Origin of the sequence: Mycobacterium sp. AMU20-3851 (genome assembly GCF_043974665.1) — a bacterium.
Classification (GTDB): Bacteria; Actinomycetota; Actinomycetes; order Mycobacteriales; family Mycobacteriaceae; genus Mycobacterium.
The window spans coordinates 267,631-284,156 of sequence record NZ_CP146371.1 but is presented as its reverse complement, the minus strand read 5'-3'; the positions used below and the strand labels follow the sequence as shown (position 1 = coordinate 284,156).

Sequence of the window (16,526 nt, the reverse complement as noted above, 5' to 3'; positions counted from 1 at the left end):
CGGAAAAGGAGATCAGACGTGAAACGTGGCTTCGTAGTCGCCGTGGGTGGTGCCGCACTCGTGATCGCAGGTCTGTCCGGTTGTTCGTCGGACGACAAATCCTCATCGGCCACCACAACCGAAGAGACCACCGTAACGGCCACCACCACCGTCGAGGAGACCACCACGGCCGCCGAGTCGCCGTCCGTCACCACGGGGGCGGGCACCACCAAGGTGACCATCGACGGACAGGACAAGGCCGTCGAGGGCAACGTGGTGTGTGCCGCGATGGGCGGCAACGTCAACATCGCGATCGGTGAAGCCATGACCGGCATCGCCGCGGTGGTCAGCGAGGGCGACGCCCCGACCGTCAGCTCGGTCGCGCTCGGCAACGTCGACGGTGTCTCGCTGGGCTTCACCCAGGGTGCCGGCGGCGAAGCCACCGCCGAGAAGATCGGCAACACCTACAAGATCAGCGGGACCGCCACCGGCGTCGACATGGCGAACCCGACGACACCGTTGAACAAGCCGTTCACCATCGAGGTCACCTGCCCCTGATCGGGTAGCTCACAAGGACGGCGGCGCTCCGGCACGGGGCGCCGCCGTTCTGTCATCCGGTGTAGCCGGCGGCCGATTCGCGCAACTGCCAGATCTGGGCCGGGCACAGCTCGTTGACGGCCTGGTTGATCAGATAGCCCGCCTGGTAGTAGTCGCTGGTGTGGAAATCGGCCTTGAGCTGATTCACCAACTCCGCATACGGCATCTTCGCCGCGACCCGGTCGCAGACGCTGTTCCCGTAGGCGATGGCGACATCCCCGTTGGGGAAGTTGTATCCGGGGCGCACATGCACATTGACCAAGTAGGCCACCACATCCGCCCGGGCCGGTGGCGCGCTGTGTGCCGAGACACCCGCCATACCGGCCACTCCCGCCGTCACCGCAGCGGCCGCCACCAATACCCGAGAAGCCTTCATGCGCGCTGACTCTAATCCCCCGCCGATCGGGACGTGGCAAATCCCTCTTGCGATCCGCAATACCCCGGTACCGTCCTGATCGTCGAGGGGACATCACATGGCTGTAGGACTCCGCAGATCACTTCTCACGGCGCTGACCGCCATCGGGTTGTCGGTCGCCCTGGTGCTCGGGCAGGCGACCGGGGCGGCGGTGCATTCCCTGGTCACCTTGGTCAACACCGTCATCGGGATCGGTGGCGGTAAGGACACCACCTCGGAGCGGTTGCTCCTGAAGCTCAATGGAGCCGTCGTGCCACCCGGCTACTCCTACATCGGCAGCCCGTACCCGGCCACGCTCGACATGACCAACAGCGTCCGGGTCGGAATGCCGGCGCTACGCGAAAACCTGGACGACACGCTGGCGGGTTCGCCCGGGAAGATCCTCGTCGTCGGCTACTCCGAGGGGTCGCTGCTCGCCCAGCAACTCAAGCGGGACCTCGCCCGGTCGACGAACCCACCGTCACGGCTGGATCTGAGCTTCCTGGAGATCGCCACGCCCTTCATCCCCAATGGCGGCATCTACGCCAGGTTCCCGGGCCTGAACATTCCCGGCGTCATACCGGGCCTCGCAATACCCGGCATGGGCCCCGATCAGCCCACCCAGTACGACACCACCTTCATCATCAACGAATACGACCCGTACGGCGACTTCCCCGCCTACTTCAATCCGGTGGCGCTGCTGAACAGTCTTCTCGGCCATGAGTATGCGCATGTCGACCGGTCCTACAACCCGATGGACCCGTACGCCGAGGACAACCTCGTCAAGGAGGTGCCCAATGGGGCCGGCGGCACCGACACCTACATTCTGGTGCCGAATCCTCAACTGCCGCTGCTCGGCCCGTTACGCGACATCGCCGCCCGACTCGGTGTGACCCCGGTATCCGAGCGCTTCCTCGGGTTCATCGAACCGCTGCTGCGGGTCATCGTCGATATGGCCTACACCGACCGGTTGAACCTGAATCCCGAAGTCCGCAAGCCATTCTCGTTGATCACCCCGCCGCACAAGGTCCTGGAGGCGCTGAACGCCGTACCGGGGGCACTGCGCGAAGGGGTGCAGAATCTCCTCGGCAGGAAAAGCACGCCGGCCGTGCCGGAGCAGGAACCCGACCTCGCGGCCACCGGAACCCAGGACCGGACTGCACCGGTGACGTTGCGCAGCGTCCCCGATCCAGAACCGGCATCCGAGGCCGACCTTGAGGCCGAGGACGCAACCGAGGACAGTGCCGAACACCCGGTGACCACGGTCCAGAAAAAGAAGAAGTTCGCGGCCGGTCCGCTGGAGAAGGCGCTGCGCGGCACGATCCGGACGGTGTTCGGCGACAAGTCCACCACCAAGAAGCCGACGACCGAACCGACGGACACCCCCGACAACTCCGACAGCTCCGGTTCGGGGGCGTCGGAAGCGTCCGAGGCGTCCGGCTCCGATCAGGGCAGCCGGGACGGCGGCGCCGAGGCGGCCTGACCGGGGTCGACGGCTGCGCTACGCGGGTCGATCAACACCTTCGCGTGGGCTTCCGGATCGCCGAGCGCCCGGAAAGCCGCGGCCACCCCGTCCAGCCCGACGGTGCCGGTGACCAAGGCCGAGGCATCGACCTTGCCCTCGGCCAACAGGTAGAGGGTGTCCCGGAATTCCAGTGGTGTGTAGGCGAACACGAATCGCAGATCGATCTCCTTGCCGTTCGCCAGCGCCGGCCGGATCCGGTCGTCACCCATGCAGACCCCGACCACGATGACCCGGCTGTTGACCGGTGCGGCGGTGATGGCCCCGTCGATCATGCCCGGCACACCGACACATTCGAAGATGACGGGCCGTTTCGGTCCTGCGGCCCCCAGCTTCTCGGCAACCCGGTACAGATGAGCCCAGCCGGGCACCTTGCGCAGCTTCTCCATCGAGCCCATGCCGAGCTCGTACAGGTCGGGGGCAGCGGTGATGACGCCCTTCTGCCGAGCCACCCGGTCATACGGGGACTCGTGCGCGGGATCGACCACCACGTGCGCGCCGCACCGGCCCGCAAGCTCGCGGCGCGTGGGCGAGAAATCGGACGCGACGATGGTGGACACCCCCATCGCCTTGAGGTGGCAGATGACGGCCAACCCGACCGGGCCGCAGCCGATCACGATGGCGGTATCCCTACGTCCGATGTCGCTGCGCCGCACCGCATGCAAGGCGACCGCCATCGGCTCGGTGAGCGCGGCGATGTCGACATCCAGCCCGTTGGGCACCACGAAACTCATGGCGGCCTCACTGAGCACCTGCTCGGCGTAGCCGCCGGGCGCCAGCGGCGAGAGCCCGGTCAGGTGCACGCCGCCGTGTGCGCGCAGCAGCGGGAAGGACACCACGGTGGCGCCGACCTTGAACTCCTTGGCGACGCCATGACCCCGCTCGACGATATCCCCGCAGAATTCGTGCCCCATCACCACCGGCGTGTCCCCGCGCATGAAATCCGGGTATCCGACCGCGTCCATCACCTCGACAAGTTCGTCGGCGTGATCCTTGGCGTGCAGATCCGACCCGCAGATCCCGCATCTCCGCACGTCGAGAACCAACTGGCCGGGCGCCGGGCGCGGGGCGGGAAGATCGACCACCGACAGTTCGCCGGATACACAGCTGACAGCCCTCATAGGTATTTCCCTTCGTCAGTACCTGAGTATGGCGCTCTACCAAAACCGCCCGTGGCGGTTACCGCCCTGTCAATATGCGGAAGGAATTTCTTCGTCGAATGTCAGGGGGAAACATGGAGCGCCTCTCGGTGTGGGTCAGCACGGGGCTTCTGTCGGCCGGGGTCTCGGCGGCCGTGCTGGCCGGTGCGGGCGTGGCGGTGGCCGACGACGCCACCGCGGGCAACACAGAGGGGTCGTCGACGAATGCCGCGTCGGGTCCCGCCTCGGACTCGCCCGATTCCGGGTCACCGGTTTCCGGCCCGACCACCGATCCGGACACCAAGGCCGACGCCGCCACCGACAACGATGCCAACGACGATGCCGTGATCGAGGCCGCGCCTGCGCCCGAACCCGAGCCCGAAGCACAGACCCCGGCCGATGACCACGAGGACACCGTCGCCGAAGCCCCGAAGAAGCCCAAGCGCCACCTCTTCGCCCGGGCCGCCGGGTCGACGTCGCTCAAACCCCGCAGCGCGGCAGTGACCGCTTCGGCGCCCGAACCGGCCGCCGCTGAAGTCAGCTCCCCGGCCGCCGCCGACCCGCCGGCCGTGCTCACTCCCCACGCGGCCGACATCAGCTCCGCCCTCGCACCGTCGGCCGGACCCGGTGCATCGCTGGCACTGGCCGCCGTCCCGGCACAGACGGCGCCCGTGCAGGCCGCGGCCGCGCCGGGCGGGTCGCTGTTCCGCTGGATCGCCGGGGTGACCGACTCGGTGATGCGGGCGATCGGAGGGCTGGCCATAAACTCTCTGCAGGCGCTGGAGGCGCTGCTCGCCGGACCGCCGTCGCTGCCCGCGAAAAGTACGGTGACGGTGCGTAATTCGACCATCTCGCTGTCCAACGGCCAACGCCTGAAGGCGAACTGGTACTACCCCGAAGGGGATACCGTCCCGGACAAGCTGATCGTGCTGCAGCACGGATTCCTGGCACTCGGCCCGATGTACAGCCACACCGCGGCCAACCTCGCCGAGGCGACCGGCGCCATCGTGGTCACCCCGTCGATCCCGTCGAACTTCTTCGACCGCAACGACCGCTGGCTCGGCGGTGAGGACACCGCAATGGCCATCGCCGACCTGTTCACCGGCGACCGCAAGGCGCTGAACGACAGCGCATTGGCCGCCGGCTTCGCCACCCGCTACGGTCTCGACCCGGCCACCGCCAAGCTGCCGGTGAAGTTCGGCCTGGCCGGGCATTCGCTGGGTGGTCAGCTGGTGTCGGCGGCCGCGGGATACCTCGTCGACAAAGATGCCGCCGGCGATCTGGTCGGGGTGATCACCCTGGACGGGGTGCCCACCGGGGACACCATGGCCAACGCGCTGCGCAAGCTGCAGGACTACGAGGACGTCACCGGGCGCTACATACCGGTCCGGGAGATCGGCGCGCCGTCGAACGCGTTCAACTCCGTGAGCAACGTCAAGCAGGCACTGAACGAGGCGCGGCCGGGCCGGTTCAACGGGGTGGTGCTCTCCGGCGGCGTGCATATGGACTCGATGCGCGGCGGCAACCCGATCATTCAGTTCGCCGCCTACCTGATCGCGGGTTTCCCCAAGTCACAGAACCAGGCGGCCGTCGACATGCTGTCGGCCACCTGGTTCACCGACTGGTTCGCCGGGGACACCGACAACGGCGATGAGCTGGCACCGGGAAGCGCCATCTCGATCAGCACTCCGAAGGGCACCTCGAACGGCGTCGTCATCGGTTCGGCGCCGGTGCCCGCGGCGCGGTTCGTCACCCTCGCGGTCTGAGTGGGCCGTCTGAAAAACCAGAAGCCCCCGTCCGCATTCGGACGGGGGCTTTCATGGCGGTGGCGGAGGGATTTGAACCCTCGGACGGGGGTTACCCGTCACACGCTTTCGAGGCGTGCTCCTTAGGCCGCTCGGACACGCCACCGGCGAGAAGCTTACCGGGCGCGCGCGGCTGGCCATAATCGCGTCGATTTCTACGCCAGGGCTGCGGTCGACGCCCGCGCACGACCCTGGTGCAGAAACCGGCGATGTCAGCGCTGCCGGGCGAAGAACTCCTCCAGCGGGGCGGCGCACTCGGCGGCCAGCACCCCGCCGCGCACCTGGGGCCGGTGGGTGAGCCGACGGTCACGCACCACATCCCACAGCGATCCGACGGCGCCGGTCTTGGGTTCCCAGGCGCCGAACACCAGCACCCCGATCCGCGCCATCACCAGCGCCCCGGCGCACATGGTGCACGGTTCGACGCTCACCGCCAGCGTGCAGCCCTCCAGCCGCCATCCGTCACCGAGCCGGGCCGCGGCGGCACGCATCGCCAGGATCTCGGCGTGCGCGGTCGGATCACCCAGTTCTTCGCGGGCATTGGCGGCGCGGGCCAGCTCGGTGCCGTCGGGCGCGAACACCACCGCGCCGATGGGGACGTCGCGGGGCCCGGCCGCAGCCGCGGCGTCCAGGGCGGCCCGGATCAGTTGCTCGGGGTTCACCGACCGAGTTTGTCGAGCACCGCGACCAACTCGTTCTCGAAGCCCAACCGCTGGGCGATCGCGGTGATCTGTTCCTCGATCTCCATCTCCTCATCGGAGACGATGACGCCGAGCACCCCCTCGGGCAGTCCGACGTCGGAGAGCACGCCGAGGTCGCCCTCCTCGAACGGGTCCTCGTCCTCGAGGTCCTCGTCGTCGATATCGGAGTCCAGCTTGTCCAGCACCTCGGCGGCGATGTCGTAGTCCAGCGCGGCCGTCGCGTCCGACAGCAGCAGCCGGGTGCCCGCCGGGGCCGGCCGCACGATCACGAAGAATTCCTCGTCGACATCGAGCAGACCGAAAACCGCACCGGCGCTACGTAGTTCCCGCAGCTCGGTCTCGGCCGCCGCCAGGCTGTTCAACGCGGCCTTACGCATCGGAGTGCACCGCCACTTGCCGTCCTCGCGGACGACCGCCACTCCGAATCCACCGGGCAGGTTGGCAGCCTCCTGCGCCGGGGCACGCTGTGCTCCCATGGGCGATAACGGTAGTCCCCGGCCGGGGCGTTGACCACCTATTCACCACCCGCCGGAAGGTGTGCCAACCTAGACCGGTGACCGACACTCCGGTATGCGTGCTGGGCCTGGGATTGATCGGCGGATCGCTGATGCGGGCGGCGGCCGCGGCGGGCCGCGAGGTGTTCGGCTACAACCGTTCGGTGGACGGTGTGAAGGCCGCCCGGTTCGACGGCTATGACGCCACCACCGCGATCGACGCCGCGTTGTCCCGCGCCGCCGAGACCGGTGCCCTGATCGTGCTGGCCGTCCCGATGCCCGCGCTCGCCGTCATGCTCGACCACGTCCGGGCCATCGCCCCGGACTGCCCGCTCACCGACGTGATCAGCGTGAAGGGTCCGGTGCTGGCGCAGGTCGAGGCCGCCGGGCTGCGCCCGAAATTCGTCGGCGGGCACCCGATGACGGGCACCGCGCACTCCGGTTGGGCCGCGGGCAACGAACATCTGTTTGCCGGTACCCCCTGGGTGATCAGCGTGGACGACGACGTCGACGCCGGCGTGTGGGCCGAGGTGATGCATCTCGCCCTGACCTGCCGCGCCTTCGTGGTGCCGGCCCGCTCCGATGAACACGACGCCGCGGCGGCGGCGATATCGCACCTGCCGCATCTGCTGGCCGAGACGCTGGCGGTGACGGCCGGGGACGTCCCGCTGGCCTACGCCCTGGCCGCCGGATCGTTCCGGGACGGCACCCGGGTGGCGGCCACCGCCCCGGACCTGGTCCGCGCGATGTGCGAGGCCAACTCCGAGCAGCTGCTCACCGGACTGGACCGCAGCATCGAACTGCTCACCCGGGCGCGGTCGAACCTCGCGAAGCACAAATCGGTGGCCGATCTGGTGGAGGCGGGTCACGCCGCCCGGATCCGCTACGACAGCTTCAGCAGACCCGACATCCTGACCGTCACCGTCGGCGCCCCGCAGTGGCGCGAGGAACTCGCCGCGGCCGGCCGGGCCGGCGGAGTGATCAGATCCGCTCTGCCAGTCCGGGGTAGTCGAGGATGAAACCGTCGTCGTCGACGGTGATGGTGGTCTCGGCGACCGGCGACTTCAGGTTGATCCCGTTCGACCCGGCACCGGCGTAGCTGATCGTCTCCAACTCCACGGTCAGCTCCGGCAGCCGCACGTACACCACGGGCAGCTCCAGCGATTCCGCCCGCTGGTAGAGCCCGGTGCGCCGGATCGGCAGCGCGTTGAAGAACGGACTGAACACCACGTCGACGTCCAATGCGCCCTCGAAGGCGGCCCGGCTGGTCTGGTTCTGGTGATCCCGCACCAGCCACATGCCCTCTTCGTCACGGGCGATGGACAGCTGGCGTTCCCGCTCGGCCAGCGTCATGGTCAGTGACAGTCGTTTGGTGGCCCCGGACTCGTCGGTGACCAGATCGTAGGACGCGCTGAATGCGGGGTGTGACGATGTGGCGGCGGCCACGATACGGCCGTACGCCTTGATCCGGTTGCCGGACAACTGCACGCGCACCGACTCCATCCGCGGCACATCGTGCGCACGCCAGGTCAGGATCGCCGGCCACTTTTCGGCTGGTTCAGTCACCCTCATACCGTATGCGACCGCCCCCGGACTGCGTAGCCGCGTTGGGCGATTCGAGGGCCACCTCATCGTTGAGCAGCGGTTGCGGTAACCGGGCACCCCGCCCGAACCGGTCGGCACCCGGTTGGGACAACCACACCGCCAGGGCGAGCGCCGCGTCCAGGATCAAGGCCAGCGCGGTCACCATCAGGGCCCCGACCAGCGCAAGGTAGAACTCGCGCACCTTGATCCCGTCGATCAGGTACCGGCCCAGCCCGCCCAGACTGGCGTATGCCGCGACGGTGGCGGTGGCCACGATCTGCAGGGTGGCGGTGCGGAGGCCACTGAGGATCAGCGGCAGCGCGTTGGGCACCTCGACGCGCAGCAGGATCTGCCGCTCGGTCATACCCATGGCCCGGGCCGCGTCGACGACCGCACGGTCGACGTTCGCGATACCCGAATAGGTCCCGGCCAGCAGTGGCGGGATGCCCAGCAGCATCAGCGCGACCGTGGGTGGGATCAGCCCCAGCCCCCACAGCAGGACACCGAGCAGCAGCACACCCAGGGTGGGCAGAGCACGTAGCGCGTTGACGCCGGTGACCACCAGGAAGGTGCCCCGACCGGTGTGGCCGATGAGCAGCCCGACCGGGATGGCGATCAGCGCCGAGAACAGCACCGCGATCAGGGTGTACTGCAGATGCTCGGCGATCCGGATGCCCAGGCCGGCCGGCCCGGACCAGTTGGCCGCGGTGAAGATGTAGGACAGCGCCTCGTTCAGAAAGTTCACCGGGCACCGGCCTTCGCACGGGGGCGTCGGTCCCACGGGGTGAGCGCCTTGCCCGCCAACAGGATCAGCGTGTCGATCACCACGGCCACCACGAAGATCGCGATGATGCCGGCGATGATCTGTCCGCTCTTGTTGGCCTGGTAGCCCTCGGTGAACCAGGTGCCCAGCCCGCCGATACCGATCACCGAGCCGACCGACACCATCGAGATGTTGGTCACCGCCACGACTCTCAGGCTGGCGATCAGCACCGGGATGGCCAGCGGCAGTTCGACTTTGACGATCCGGGTCAGCGGTCGGTAGCCGACGGCGGTGGCCGCGTCGAGCACATCGGCGGGCACCGCGTCCAGCGCCTCGGGTACCGCGCGCACCAGCAGCGCGGTGGTGTAGAGCGTCAGCGCCACAAGGACGTTCGCCTCATCCAGGATGCGGGTCGGAATGACCAGCGGCAGCACCACGAACAGCGCCAGCGACGGGATGGTGAACACGATGCTGGCGATCACCGTGACGATCCGGCGCGGCGCGGTGGTCCGCTGGATGATCGCACCGAGCGGCACCGCGATGAGCAGTCCCAGCACGATCGGCACCAGGGACAGCCGCAGGTGGATCAGCGTCAGCGTCCACGCGTCGTCGAGGTGGGTCAGTAGGTACGTCATGGCTGTCGGTTCGCTCCGCAAGCGTCGCTCATCTAACCGACCTTCGGAACCCGGCGCTGCTGCCGCAGGGCGGCCAGCACATCGTCGGCCTGCACCCCACCGAGCAGCCGGCCGTCCTGGTCGACCGCCACCCCCAGCCCGGACGGCGAGGACAGCGCGGCATCCAGTGCGAGCCGCAGGCTGCCGCCGGGCCGGAAGAACGAGCCCCCGCCGATTGTGCTGTCGTAGAGGCTACTTCCGTTGCGGTGCACCTCCACGCCTTCGGCATTGATCCAGGCGAACGGCTTTCCGTCGGCGCGGGTCACCAGCGCCCAGTCCCCCGGTGCCAGCTGCAAGTGGTCGACGTCCTCCTCGGCGACCTGGCGGATGTCATGCAGTGGCAGACCGTTGGCCTCGAAGAACTGCAGCCCGCGGTACCCACGGTCGGCGCCGACGAATCCGGACACCGTTTCGTTGGCCGGGTTCGACAGCACGAAGGCCGGGTCGGCGTACTGCTGCAGCACGCCTCCTCGGCCGAACACCGCCACCTTGTCCCCGAGTTTGACCGCCTCGTCGATGTCGTGTGTGACGAACACGATGGTCTTGCGCAGTTCGCCTTGCAGCCGCAGGATCTCGGCCTGCAGTTCCTCGCGCACCACCGGATCGACGGCGCTGAACGGCTCGTCCATCAGCAGGATCGGCGGATCGGCGGCCAGCGCTCGGGCAACCCCCACGCGTTGTTGCTGACCACCGGACAACTGCGCGGGATAGCGTTGCGCCAGTTTCGGATCCAGACCGACACGCTCCAGCACCTGCAGGGCGGCCCGGCGTGCGCTGCGCCGCGACTCGCCCTTGAGCACCGGCACGGTGGCGACATTGTCGATGACCCGCTGATGCGGCATCAGGCCCGCACTCTGGATGACGTAGCCGATGCCGAGCCGCAACTTGACCGGGTCGACCTTGGTGACGTCCTCGCCGCCGACGGTGAGCGTCCCCGAGGTCGGCTCGATCATCCGGTTGATCATCCGCATCGAGGTGGTCTTACCGCAGCCCGACGGCCCGACGAAGGCCGCCAGGGTGCCCTCCGGAATGTCGAGGGTGAGGTCGTCGACGGCAACGGTGCCGTCCGGGTAGCGCTTGGTGACGTTTGTGAACGTGATCATCGCGTCCTCACTTACCCGGCAGCGGTTGGTCGAAACCGTGGTCTTTGATCCAGCTTTCGGCCGCCTCATCCGGGTCCACGCCCGCATTGCCCTCGACCGAGGTGTTCAGCGCGATCAGCGCCTCGGTGGTCAGCTCGGCGCTCACCGCATCGAGCACGGATTTCAGCGGGGTCGACATCTTCTGCGATGCGACCAGGGGCACCACGTTGGCGGCGAGGAAGACGCTCTCCGGGTCCTCCAGGACCACCAGATTGCTCTTCTCGATGGCGGGCGAGGTGCTGAAGATGTTGGCGGCGGTGACGGTTCCGTTGGTCAGCGCCTGCACGGTCGCGGGGCCGCCGCCGTCGCTGATCGCGATGAAGTTCGCCGGCGAGATGTCCAGGCCGTACTTCTCCTTCAGTCCGACCAGTCCGGTCTGGCGGGTCTGAAACTCCGAGGGTCCACCGACTTTCACCTCCGCCGAGTGGGTTGCGAGATCGGCGATGGACTTCAGGTTCCAGCGCTGCGCGGTCTCCTCGGACACCGCCAGGGTGTCCTTGTCCTCGGCGGGCGAGGGGTACAGGATCGACAGATCACCCGGCAGCGCCTTGAGCAGCGCGAGCAGCACGGCGTCCGAGGTCGTCGCGGTGGCTTTCGCGTCGAAATACTGCAGCAGGTTCCCGGTGTACTCCGGGATCAGATCGATGGAATGGTCCTGCACGGCGGGAATGTAGGTTTCCCGGCTGCCGATGCCGAACTGCCGTTTCACGGTGAAGCCGTTGGCCTCCAACGCCTGAGCGTAGATCTCGGCGATGATCTTCGACTCGGTGAAGTCCGCCGAACCGACCGTGATCGACCGCAGGTCACCGGATATCTCACCGCCGCCGAGCGGATTCGAGCTGCCGCACCCCGCGCAGAGCAGCACGAGCAAAGCGGTGCAGACGACGATCACTTTACGGATGCTGCGCATACCGTCCCCTCGGCCCTCATGCGTCGACGCGTGGCAATTTCACGACAGTAACGGGCCACGAGGCGACATGCCGGACTTTGATTCAGCGTGAGGGGCTTTCGCACGCCGGTAAAAAGGGCAAGATGGCAACATGAGCAATGATCCGTACGCGACCCCGTCCGACCCGGACTACCCGCTCGAACCCCTCGGACCGACCGATCCCGTTCCCCCGGTAACCGGTCCAGCAAACCTGGAACCCAAGAAGCCGGTGAAGTTCACCCGGGCCGCCGCACTGTGGTCGGCGCTGGTGATCGGCCTGCTGATCCTCATCGTGTTGCTGATCTTCATCGCGCAGAACACCGCTTCCGCACAGTTCGCCTTCCTCGGCTGGCACTGGAGCCTTCCGCTGGGCGTGGCGATCCTGGGCGCCGCGGTGTGCGGTGGGCTGCTCACCGTTGCCGTCGGCGCGATGCGGATGCTGCAATTACGGCGCGCCGCGAAACGCCGGTAGCGCGCTACAGCGCGGCAAGCCCCTCTGCGACCAGCGGCGCCACCGCCTCGCCGACCTGGGCGGGCGCATCCGAGCCCTCGCGGCGACGGAAGTCGATGCCGGCGGCGATGATGGCCAGCTTGAAATAGGCCAGCGCCATGTAGAAGTCCCAGTTCTGCAGCTCCTGGCCGCTGGCCACCGCGTAGCGCTGGGCCAGGTCGTCGGCCGGCGGCAGCAGTTCGGAGGTCCACGCCGCGCGCATGCCCAGCACATCGTCGAAGTTGGGATTGCGGTAGACGCACATCAGCGCGGCATCCGAGAGCGGGTCACCGAGGGTGGACAACTCCCAATCCAGCACCGCGCGCACCACGGTGGGATCGTCCTCGTCCAGGATGGTGTTGTCGATGCGGTAGTCACCGTGCACGATCGAGGCCCGGGGGCTGGCCGGAATCCGTTCTGCCAGAGCAGAATGCAGCCGTTTCACATCGTCGTCACGGGTATCGTCGGGCAGCCGGACGTGCTCCCACTGCGAACCCCAGCGGCGCACCTGGCGTTCCAGGTAGCCCTCGGCCTTGCCGAAATCGCCCAGACCGACCGCCTGTGGGTCGACGGCGTGCAGATCGGCCAGCACCTTGATCAACGCATCCACGGTCTTCTCGATCACCGGGGCGCCACCGGGCAACGCTTCGAGTTCCGAGGCGCTGCGGATCACGACGCCGTCGACGTTCTCCACCATCTGGAACGGGGCGCCCAGCACCGAGTCGTCGTTGCGCATGGTGATGGCGCGGGCCACCGGTACGGCACTGCCGGCCAGCGCGGCGACAACCTTGTACTCGCGGGCCATATCGTGCGCGGACGGGGTGAGCCCGTGCAGCGGCGGGCGGCGCAGCACCCAACTCGACGCATCGTCGGACACCCGGAAGGTCAGGTTGGAGCGGCCGCCGGAGAGCAGTTCGGCGCGCAGCTCCCCGGAACGCGCGACACCTTCGGCGCGCAGGTGGCGATCCAGGGCGTCCAGGTCCAGGCCGTCAAGATTGGTCACGGGGAATGTCTACCAGCGGGCACGGTCAGCGCGTGTTCCGGGGCAGCAGGTCCCAGACGTGCTCGGTCTCGTTGACCGATCCGACCATCAGCCGGCCCGAGCGCGACGACAGCACCCGGGTCACCGACACGTAGTCGACGTGGAAGGACAGCAGCCGCTCGGTGCCCAGGATGTGGTGCAGAGCCACGTTGATCACCCCGCCGTGACTGAACACCGCGACGGTGTCCTCGTGGTCTCCCGCCGCGACCAGGTCCTCGATGGCGGCGATGACCCGCCCTTTGAACTCGGCCTCGTCCACCGTGCTGGGCAGCTTCCCGGCGGCCAGTCGGGCCATCTCCTCGGGGTTCTCCTTCGCGATCTGCTCGATCGGCACGTAATGGCCCAGGTCGCGGTCGTACTCGGCCAGCCGCGGGTCGACCTGCACGCTGAGCCCGAGCTTCTCCGACAGCGGGCCGGCCGTCTGGATGGCGCGCCGCTGCGGGCTGCTCACCAGCCGGTTGACCGAGAACCGGGCCAGCGCATCGGGCAGTCGCCGGGACTGCTCGACACCTTGCTCGGACAGCTGCGGGTCGGAGCCCTCCCCGGGCTCGCTGCGCAATGGCAGCGCATGTCGGACGAAAAGGAGTTGCACCGTGCCACCATATGGCCATGGGCTCCGGCAAGGATTTTGTAGCCGATTTGTTCGACCTCACCGACCGCGTCGTACTGATCACCGGCGGCAGCCGGGGGCTCGGCCGGGAGATGGCCTTCGCGGCCGCGCGGTGCGGTGCGGACGTGGTGATCGCCAGCCGCAAGTACGACGCCTGCGTGGCCACCGCGGAGGAGATCACCGCCCAGACCGGGCGGGCGGCCTTCCCCTACCAGGTGCACGTCGGGCACTGGGATGAGCTCGACGGTCTGGTCGATGCCGCCTACGACCGGTTCGGCCGGGTCGACGTGCTGGTGAACAACGCCGGGATGTCCCCGCTCTACGACAAGCTGACCGACGTCTCGGAGAAGCTCTTCGACGCGGTGTTCAACCTCAACCTGAAGGGCCCGTTCCGGCTTTCCGCACTCGTCGGTGAGCGGATGGTGGCGGCCGGGCGCGGCTCCATCATCAACGTCAGCACACACGGCTCGTTGCGACCGCACCCGTCGTTTGTCCCGTACGCGGCGTCCAAGGCCGGCCTCAACGCCCTGACCGAGGCGCTGGCGCTGGCCTACGGCCCCACCGTGCGGGTCAACACGTTGATGCCCGGGCCGTTCCTCACCGATATCAGCGCGGCGTGGGACTTCGGTGAGCAGAACCCGTTCGGTCACAGTGCACTGCGACGCGCCGGGCAACCGCCCGAAATCGTCGGCGCCGCACTGTTTCTGATGTCGGATGCGTCGAGCTTCACCACCGGTTCGATCGTGCGGGCCGACGGCGGGATCCCCTAGGGCGTCACGATGGCGAAGTTCGGGTCGGGCCGGTCGAGCGCGCCGAGCAGGGTGGCCAACGCGGCGGTGTCGCCGGTGGTCTCGACACCGGGCGAGTCGGTGTCACCGGCGGCGAAGGCGAGCAGCCGGCCCTTCGTGGCGAAGGTGACGGTCGCCGTGGCGGTCGCCGGATCGGCCGGAACCCGGCGGTGCACCAGCACCCCGTTGCGCAGCGTCAGCCGGTAGTCGGCCGCCAGATCCACGAACGTCACGTCGATGGTCAGGTCGAGATCCCATGCGCGCGGGCCGTTCACGTTGATGGCGAAGGTGTCGAAGATCTGCTCGGGAGTCAACTGCCCCAGCAGCGAGGGGGACGCCGCCGTGGTGGGCGTGCCGAAGGCACCGTCGCGCAGTTCGGTGGCCCCGGACAGGAAGAAGTTGCGCCACACCGCGTTCTCGGCACCGTAGGCGAGTTGCTCGAAGGTGTCCGCGTAGAGTTCACGCGCACCGGCGTGGTTCTCGTCGGTGAAGATGACGTGATCAAGAAGTGTTGCAGCCCAACGGAAATCTCCGTCATCGAAGGCGACCTTCGCGAGTTCCACGACTTTGTCGACACCGCCGATGGCCGCGACGTAGCGCGGGCCCAACGTTTGGGGCGGGTGCTGCCAGAGCCGGCCCGGGTTGCCGTCGAACCATCCCATGTAGCGCTGGTAGACGGCTTTGACGTTATGGCTGACCGAACCGTAGTAGCCGTGGGTGTGCCAGGCCTTCTCCAGAGCGGGCGGCATCTGGAAGGTCTCGGCGATCTCGATGCCGGTGAAGCCCTGATTGAGCTGGCGCAGGGTCTGGTCGTGCAGATAGGCGTACAGATCCCGTTGCACCGACAGGTATTCGACGATGTCGTCGCGCCCCCAGGTGGGCCAGTGGTGCGAGGCGAACACCACGTCGGCGCGGTCACCGAAGGTGTCGATGGCCTCGGTCAGATACCCGGCCCAGCCGTGCGGGTCACGCACCAACGCACCGCGCAGCGTCAGCAGGTTGTGCAGATTGTGGGTGGCGTTCTCGGCCATGCACAGCGCCTTGAACTTCGGGAAATAGAAGTGCATCTCCGCGGGCGCCTCGGTGCCCGGCGCCATCTGGAACTCGATCTCGACGCCGTCGATGGTGTGCTTCTCACCGGTGCTACGCACGTCGACGGTCGGCACGATCAGCGCTACCTCCCCGGTCGAGCCGACCTGCCCCAGGCCGCAGCCGACCTGTCCCCGCGGGCCGCGCTCGAGCCGGGCCCCGTACATGTAGGACGCGCGGCGCGCCATCGCGGTGCCGGCGTAGACGTTCTCCTGCACGGCGTGCTCGGTGAAGCCCTCCGGCGCCAGCACCACCACCTCGCCGGCATCGACCGCTTCCTGCGTGGTCACCCCGAGCACACCACCGAAATGGTCGACGTGACTGTGGGTGTAGATGACCGCCCGGACCGCACGATCACCGCGGTGCGCCCGGTAGAGCGCCAGCGCGGCCGCCGCCGTCTCGGTCGAGATGAGCGGGTCGATGACGATGATGCCGGTGTCACCCTCGATGAAGCTGATGTTGGACAGGTCCAGTCCGCGCACCTGATAGATACCCGGAACAACCTCGTAGAGTCCCTGTCTGGCACACAGCTGGGATTGCCGCCACAGGCTCGGGTGCACGCTGTCGGGCGTGTCAGCCTCCAGGAATCGGTAGGAGTCGTTGTCCCACACCACTCTGCCGTCCGCAGCGGTCACCACGCACGGTTCGAGCTTCCCGATGAACCCCCGGTCCGCATCGGTGAAATCCCGGGTGTCCTCCAACGGCAGGGTGCTGCGATGCGCGCGGTTGGCGGCGGCGATGGCTTCGGTGGGCGGCTTGTGCTCCATGGGGCTCAACCCTGCCAC

At 68.0% G+C, this 16,526-nt stretch carries 18 protein-coding genes and 1 tRNA gene; 6 read left to right on the top strand and 13 right to left on the bottom strand.

The features are described 5' to 3' along the window. Positions 1-18 precede the first annotated feature (18 nt). On the top strand, positions 19-537 hold the full coding sequence (locus V4U86_RS01390; RefSeq protein ID WP_395309523.1) for a lipoprotein LpqH: 519 nt from the start codon (positions 19-21) through the stop codon (positions 535-537). 52 nt (positions 538-589) lie between these two features. Here V4U86_RS01390 and V4U86_RS01385 read toward each other — a convergent pair whose 3' ends face one another. Beyond that, complete coding sequence (locus tag V4U86_RS01385; protein WP_395309522.1) at positions 590-952, bottom strand: DUF732 domain-containing protein; 363 nt, start codon at positions 950-952, stop codon at positions 590-592. A 97-nt stretch (positions 953-1,049) separates the two neighbouring features. Between V4U86_RS01385 and V4U86_RS01380 the strand changes: the two genes are divergently transcribed. After that, complete coding sequence (locus V4U86_RS01380) at positions 1,050-2,453, top strand: PE-PPE domain-containing protein (protein WP_395309521.1); 1,404 nt, start codon at positions 1,050-1,052, stop codon at positions 2,451-2,453. On the opposite strand, the gene V4U86_RS01375 is transcribed toward V4U86_RS01380, so the two are convergent. Beyond that, entirely contained in the window at positions 2,417-3,613 is a 1,197-nt protein-coding gene (locus V4U86_RS01375) for a zinc-binding dehydrogenase (protein WP_395309520.1), read from the bottom strand. The genes V4U86_RS01380 and V4U86_RS01375 overlap by 37 nt on opposite strands. Before the next feature lie 113 nt (positions 3,614-3,726). On the opposite strand from V4U86_RS01375, the gene V4U86_RS01370 reads away from it, so the two are divergent. Next, on the top strand, positions 3,727-5,397 hold the full coding sequence (locus tag V4U86_RS01370) for an alpha/beta hydrolase (protein WP_395309519.1): 1,671 nt from the start codon (positions 3,727-3,729) through the stop codon (positions 5,395-5,397). A 54-nt stretch (positions 5,398-5,451) separates the two neighbouring features. Here V4U86_RS01370 and V4U86_RS01365 read toward each other — a convergent pair. The 3 genes from V4U86_RS01365 to V4U86_RS01355 all read right to left on the bottom strand — a co-directional run bounded on the left by V4U86_RS01365 (position 5,452) and on the right by V4U86_RS01355 (position 6,613). Then, a tRNA-Ser gene (locus tag V4U86_RS01365) sits at positions 5,452-5,542 on the bottom strand. A 106-nt stretch (positions 5,543-5,648) separates the two neighbouring features. Beyond that, on the bottom strand, positions 5,649-6,098 hold the full coding sequence (locus V4U86_RS01360; RefSeq protein ID WP_395309518.1) for a nucleoside deaminase: 450 nt from the start codon (positions 6,096-6,098) through the stop codon (positions 5,649-5,651). Then, positions 6,095-6,613 (bottom strand): tRNA adenosine deaminase-associated protein, encoded by a 519-nt coding sequence (locus V4U86_RS01355; protein ID WP_395309517.1) that lies wholly within the window; start codon positions 6,611-6,613, stop codon positions 6,095-6,097. Before V4U86_RS01355 ends, V4U86_RS01360 begins: the two co-directional genes overlap by 4 nt. A gap of 131 nt (positions 6,614-6,744) precedes the next feature. Between V4U86_RS01355 and V4U86_RS01350 the strand changes: the two genes are divergently transcribed. Beyond that, the gene (locus V4U86_RS01350; protein ID WP_395312278.1) at positions 6,745-7,650 is read left to right on the top strand and encodes a prephenate dehydrogenase; all 906 of its coding nucleotides are present in this window, start codon (positions 6,745-6,747) and stop codon (positions 7,648-7,650) included. Here the strand turns inward: V4U86_RS01350 and V4U86_RS01345 are convergent. From V4U86_RS01345 to V4U86_RS01325, 5 genes are read right to left on the bottom strand one after another with little or no spacing between them, the layout of a single operon-like run. Further along, a complete protein-coding gene (locus V4U86_RS01345; RefSeq protein WP_395309516.1) occupies positions 7,613-8,203 on the bottom strand; it encodes a putative glycolipid-binding domain-containing protein in 591 nt (196 codons plus the stop codon). The two genes, V4U86_RS01350 and V4U86_RS01345, sit on opposite strands and share 38 nt — an antisense overlap. Next, positions 8,190-8,960 carry an ABC transporter permease gene (locus V4U86_RS01340; RefSeq protein WP_395309515.1) on the bottom strand — a complete coding sequence of 257 codons (771 nt, stop codon included), beginning with the start codon at positions 8,958-8,960 and terminating at the stop codon, positions 8,190-8,192. The genes V4U86_RS01345 and V4U86_RS01340 overlap by 14 nt, the downstream gene beginning before the upstream one ends. Next, positions 8,957-9,613: an ABC transporter permease gene (locus V4U86_RS01335; RefSeq protein WP_395309514.1), complete on the bottom strand. Its 657-nt coding sequence runs from the start codon at positions 9,611-9,613 to the stop codon at positions 8,957-8,959. The genes V4U86_RS01340 and V4U86_RS01335 overlap by 4 nt, the downstream gene beginning before the upstream one ends. 32 nt (positions 9,614-9,645) lie before the next feature. Then, positions 9,646-10,755, bottom strand: a complete 1,110-nt coding sequence (locus V4U86_RS01330; RefSeq protein ID WP_395309513.1) for an ABC transporter ATP-binding protein — start codon at positions 10,753-10,755, stop codon at positions 9,646-9,648. 7 nt (positions 10,756-10,762) lie between these two features. After that, entirely contained in the window at positions 10,763-11,704 is a 942-nt protein-coding gene (locus V4U86_RS01325; RefSeq protein WP_395309512.1) for an ABC transporter substrate-binding protein, read from the bottom strand. Positions 11,705-11,834: 130 nt separating this feature from the next. Between V4U86_RS01325 and V4U86_RS01320 the strand changes: the two genes are divergently transcribed. Continuing rightward, positions 11,835-12,194 carry a LapA family protein gene (locus V4U86_RS01320; protein WP_395309511.1) on the top strand — a complete coding sequence of 120 codons (360 nt, stop codon included), beginning with the start codon at positions 11,835-11,837 and terminating at the stop codon, positions 12,192-12,194. Positions 12,195-12,198: 4 nt separating this feature from the next. On the opposite strand, the gene V4U86_RS01315 is transcribed toward V4U86_RS01320, so the two are convergent. Both V4U86_RS01315 and V4U86_RS01310 read right to left on the bottom strand, forming a co-directional pair. Further along, positions 12,199-13,215, bottom strand: a complete 1,017-nt coding sequence (locus V4U86_RS01315) for a phosphotransferase family protein (protein WP_395309510.1) — start codon at positions 13,213-13,215, stop codon at positions 12,199-12,201. Between the two features lie 25 nt (positions 13,216-13,240). Next, positions 13,241-13,846: a histidine phosphatase family protein gene (locus V4U86_RS01310; protein ID WP_395309509.1), complete on the bottom strand. Its 606-nt coding sequence runs from the start codon at positions 13,844-13,846 to the stop codon at positions 13,241-13,243. 17 nt (positions 13,847-13,863) lie between these two features. Between V4U86_RS01310 and V4U86_RS01305 the strand changes: the two genes are divergently transcribed. After that, the gene (locus V4U86_RS01305; protein ID WP_395309508.1) at positions 13,864-14,634 is read left to right on the top strand and encodes an SDR family NAD(P)-dependent oxidoreductase; all 771 of its coding nucleotides are present in this window, start codon (positions 13,864-13,866) and stop codon (positions 14,632-14,634) included. On the opposite strand, the gene V4U86_RS01300 is transcribed toward V4U86_RS01305, so the two are convergent. Continuing rightward, positions 14,631-16,508 carry an alkyl/aryl-sulfatase gene (locus V4U86_RS01300; protein ID WP_395309507.1) on the bottom strand — a complete coding sequence of 626 codons (1,878 nt, stop codon included), beginning with the start codon at positions 16,506-16,508 and terminating at the stop codon, positions 14,631-14,633. The genes V4U86_RS01305 and V4U86_RS01300 overlap by 4 nt on opposite strands. Positions 16,509-16,526: the final 18 nt, after the last annotated feature.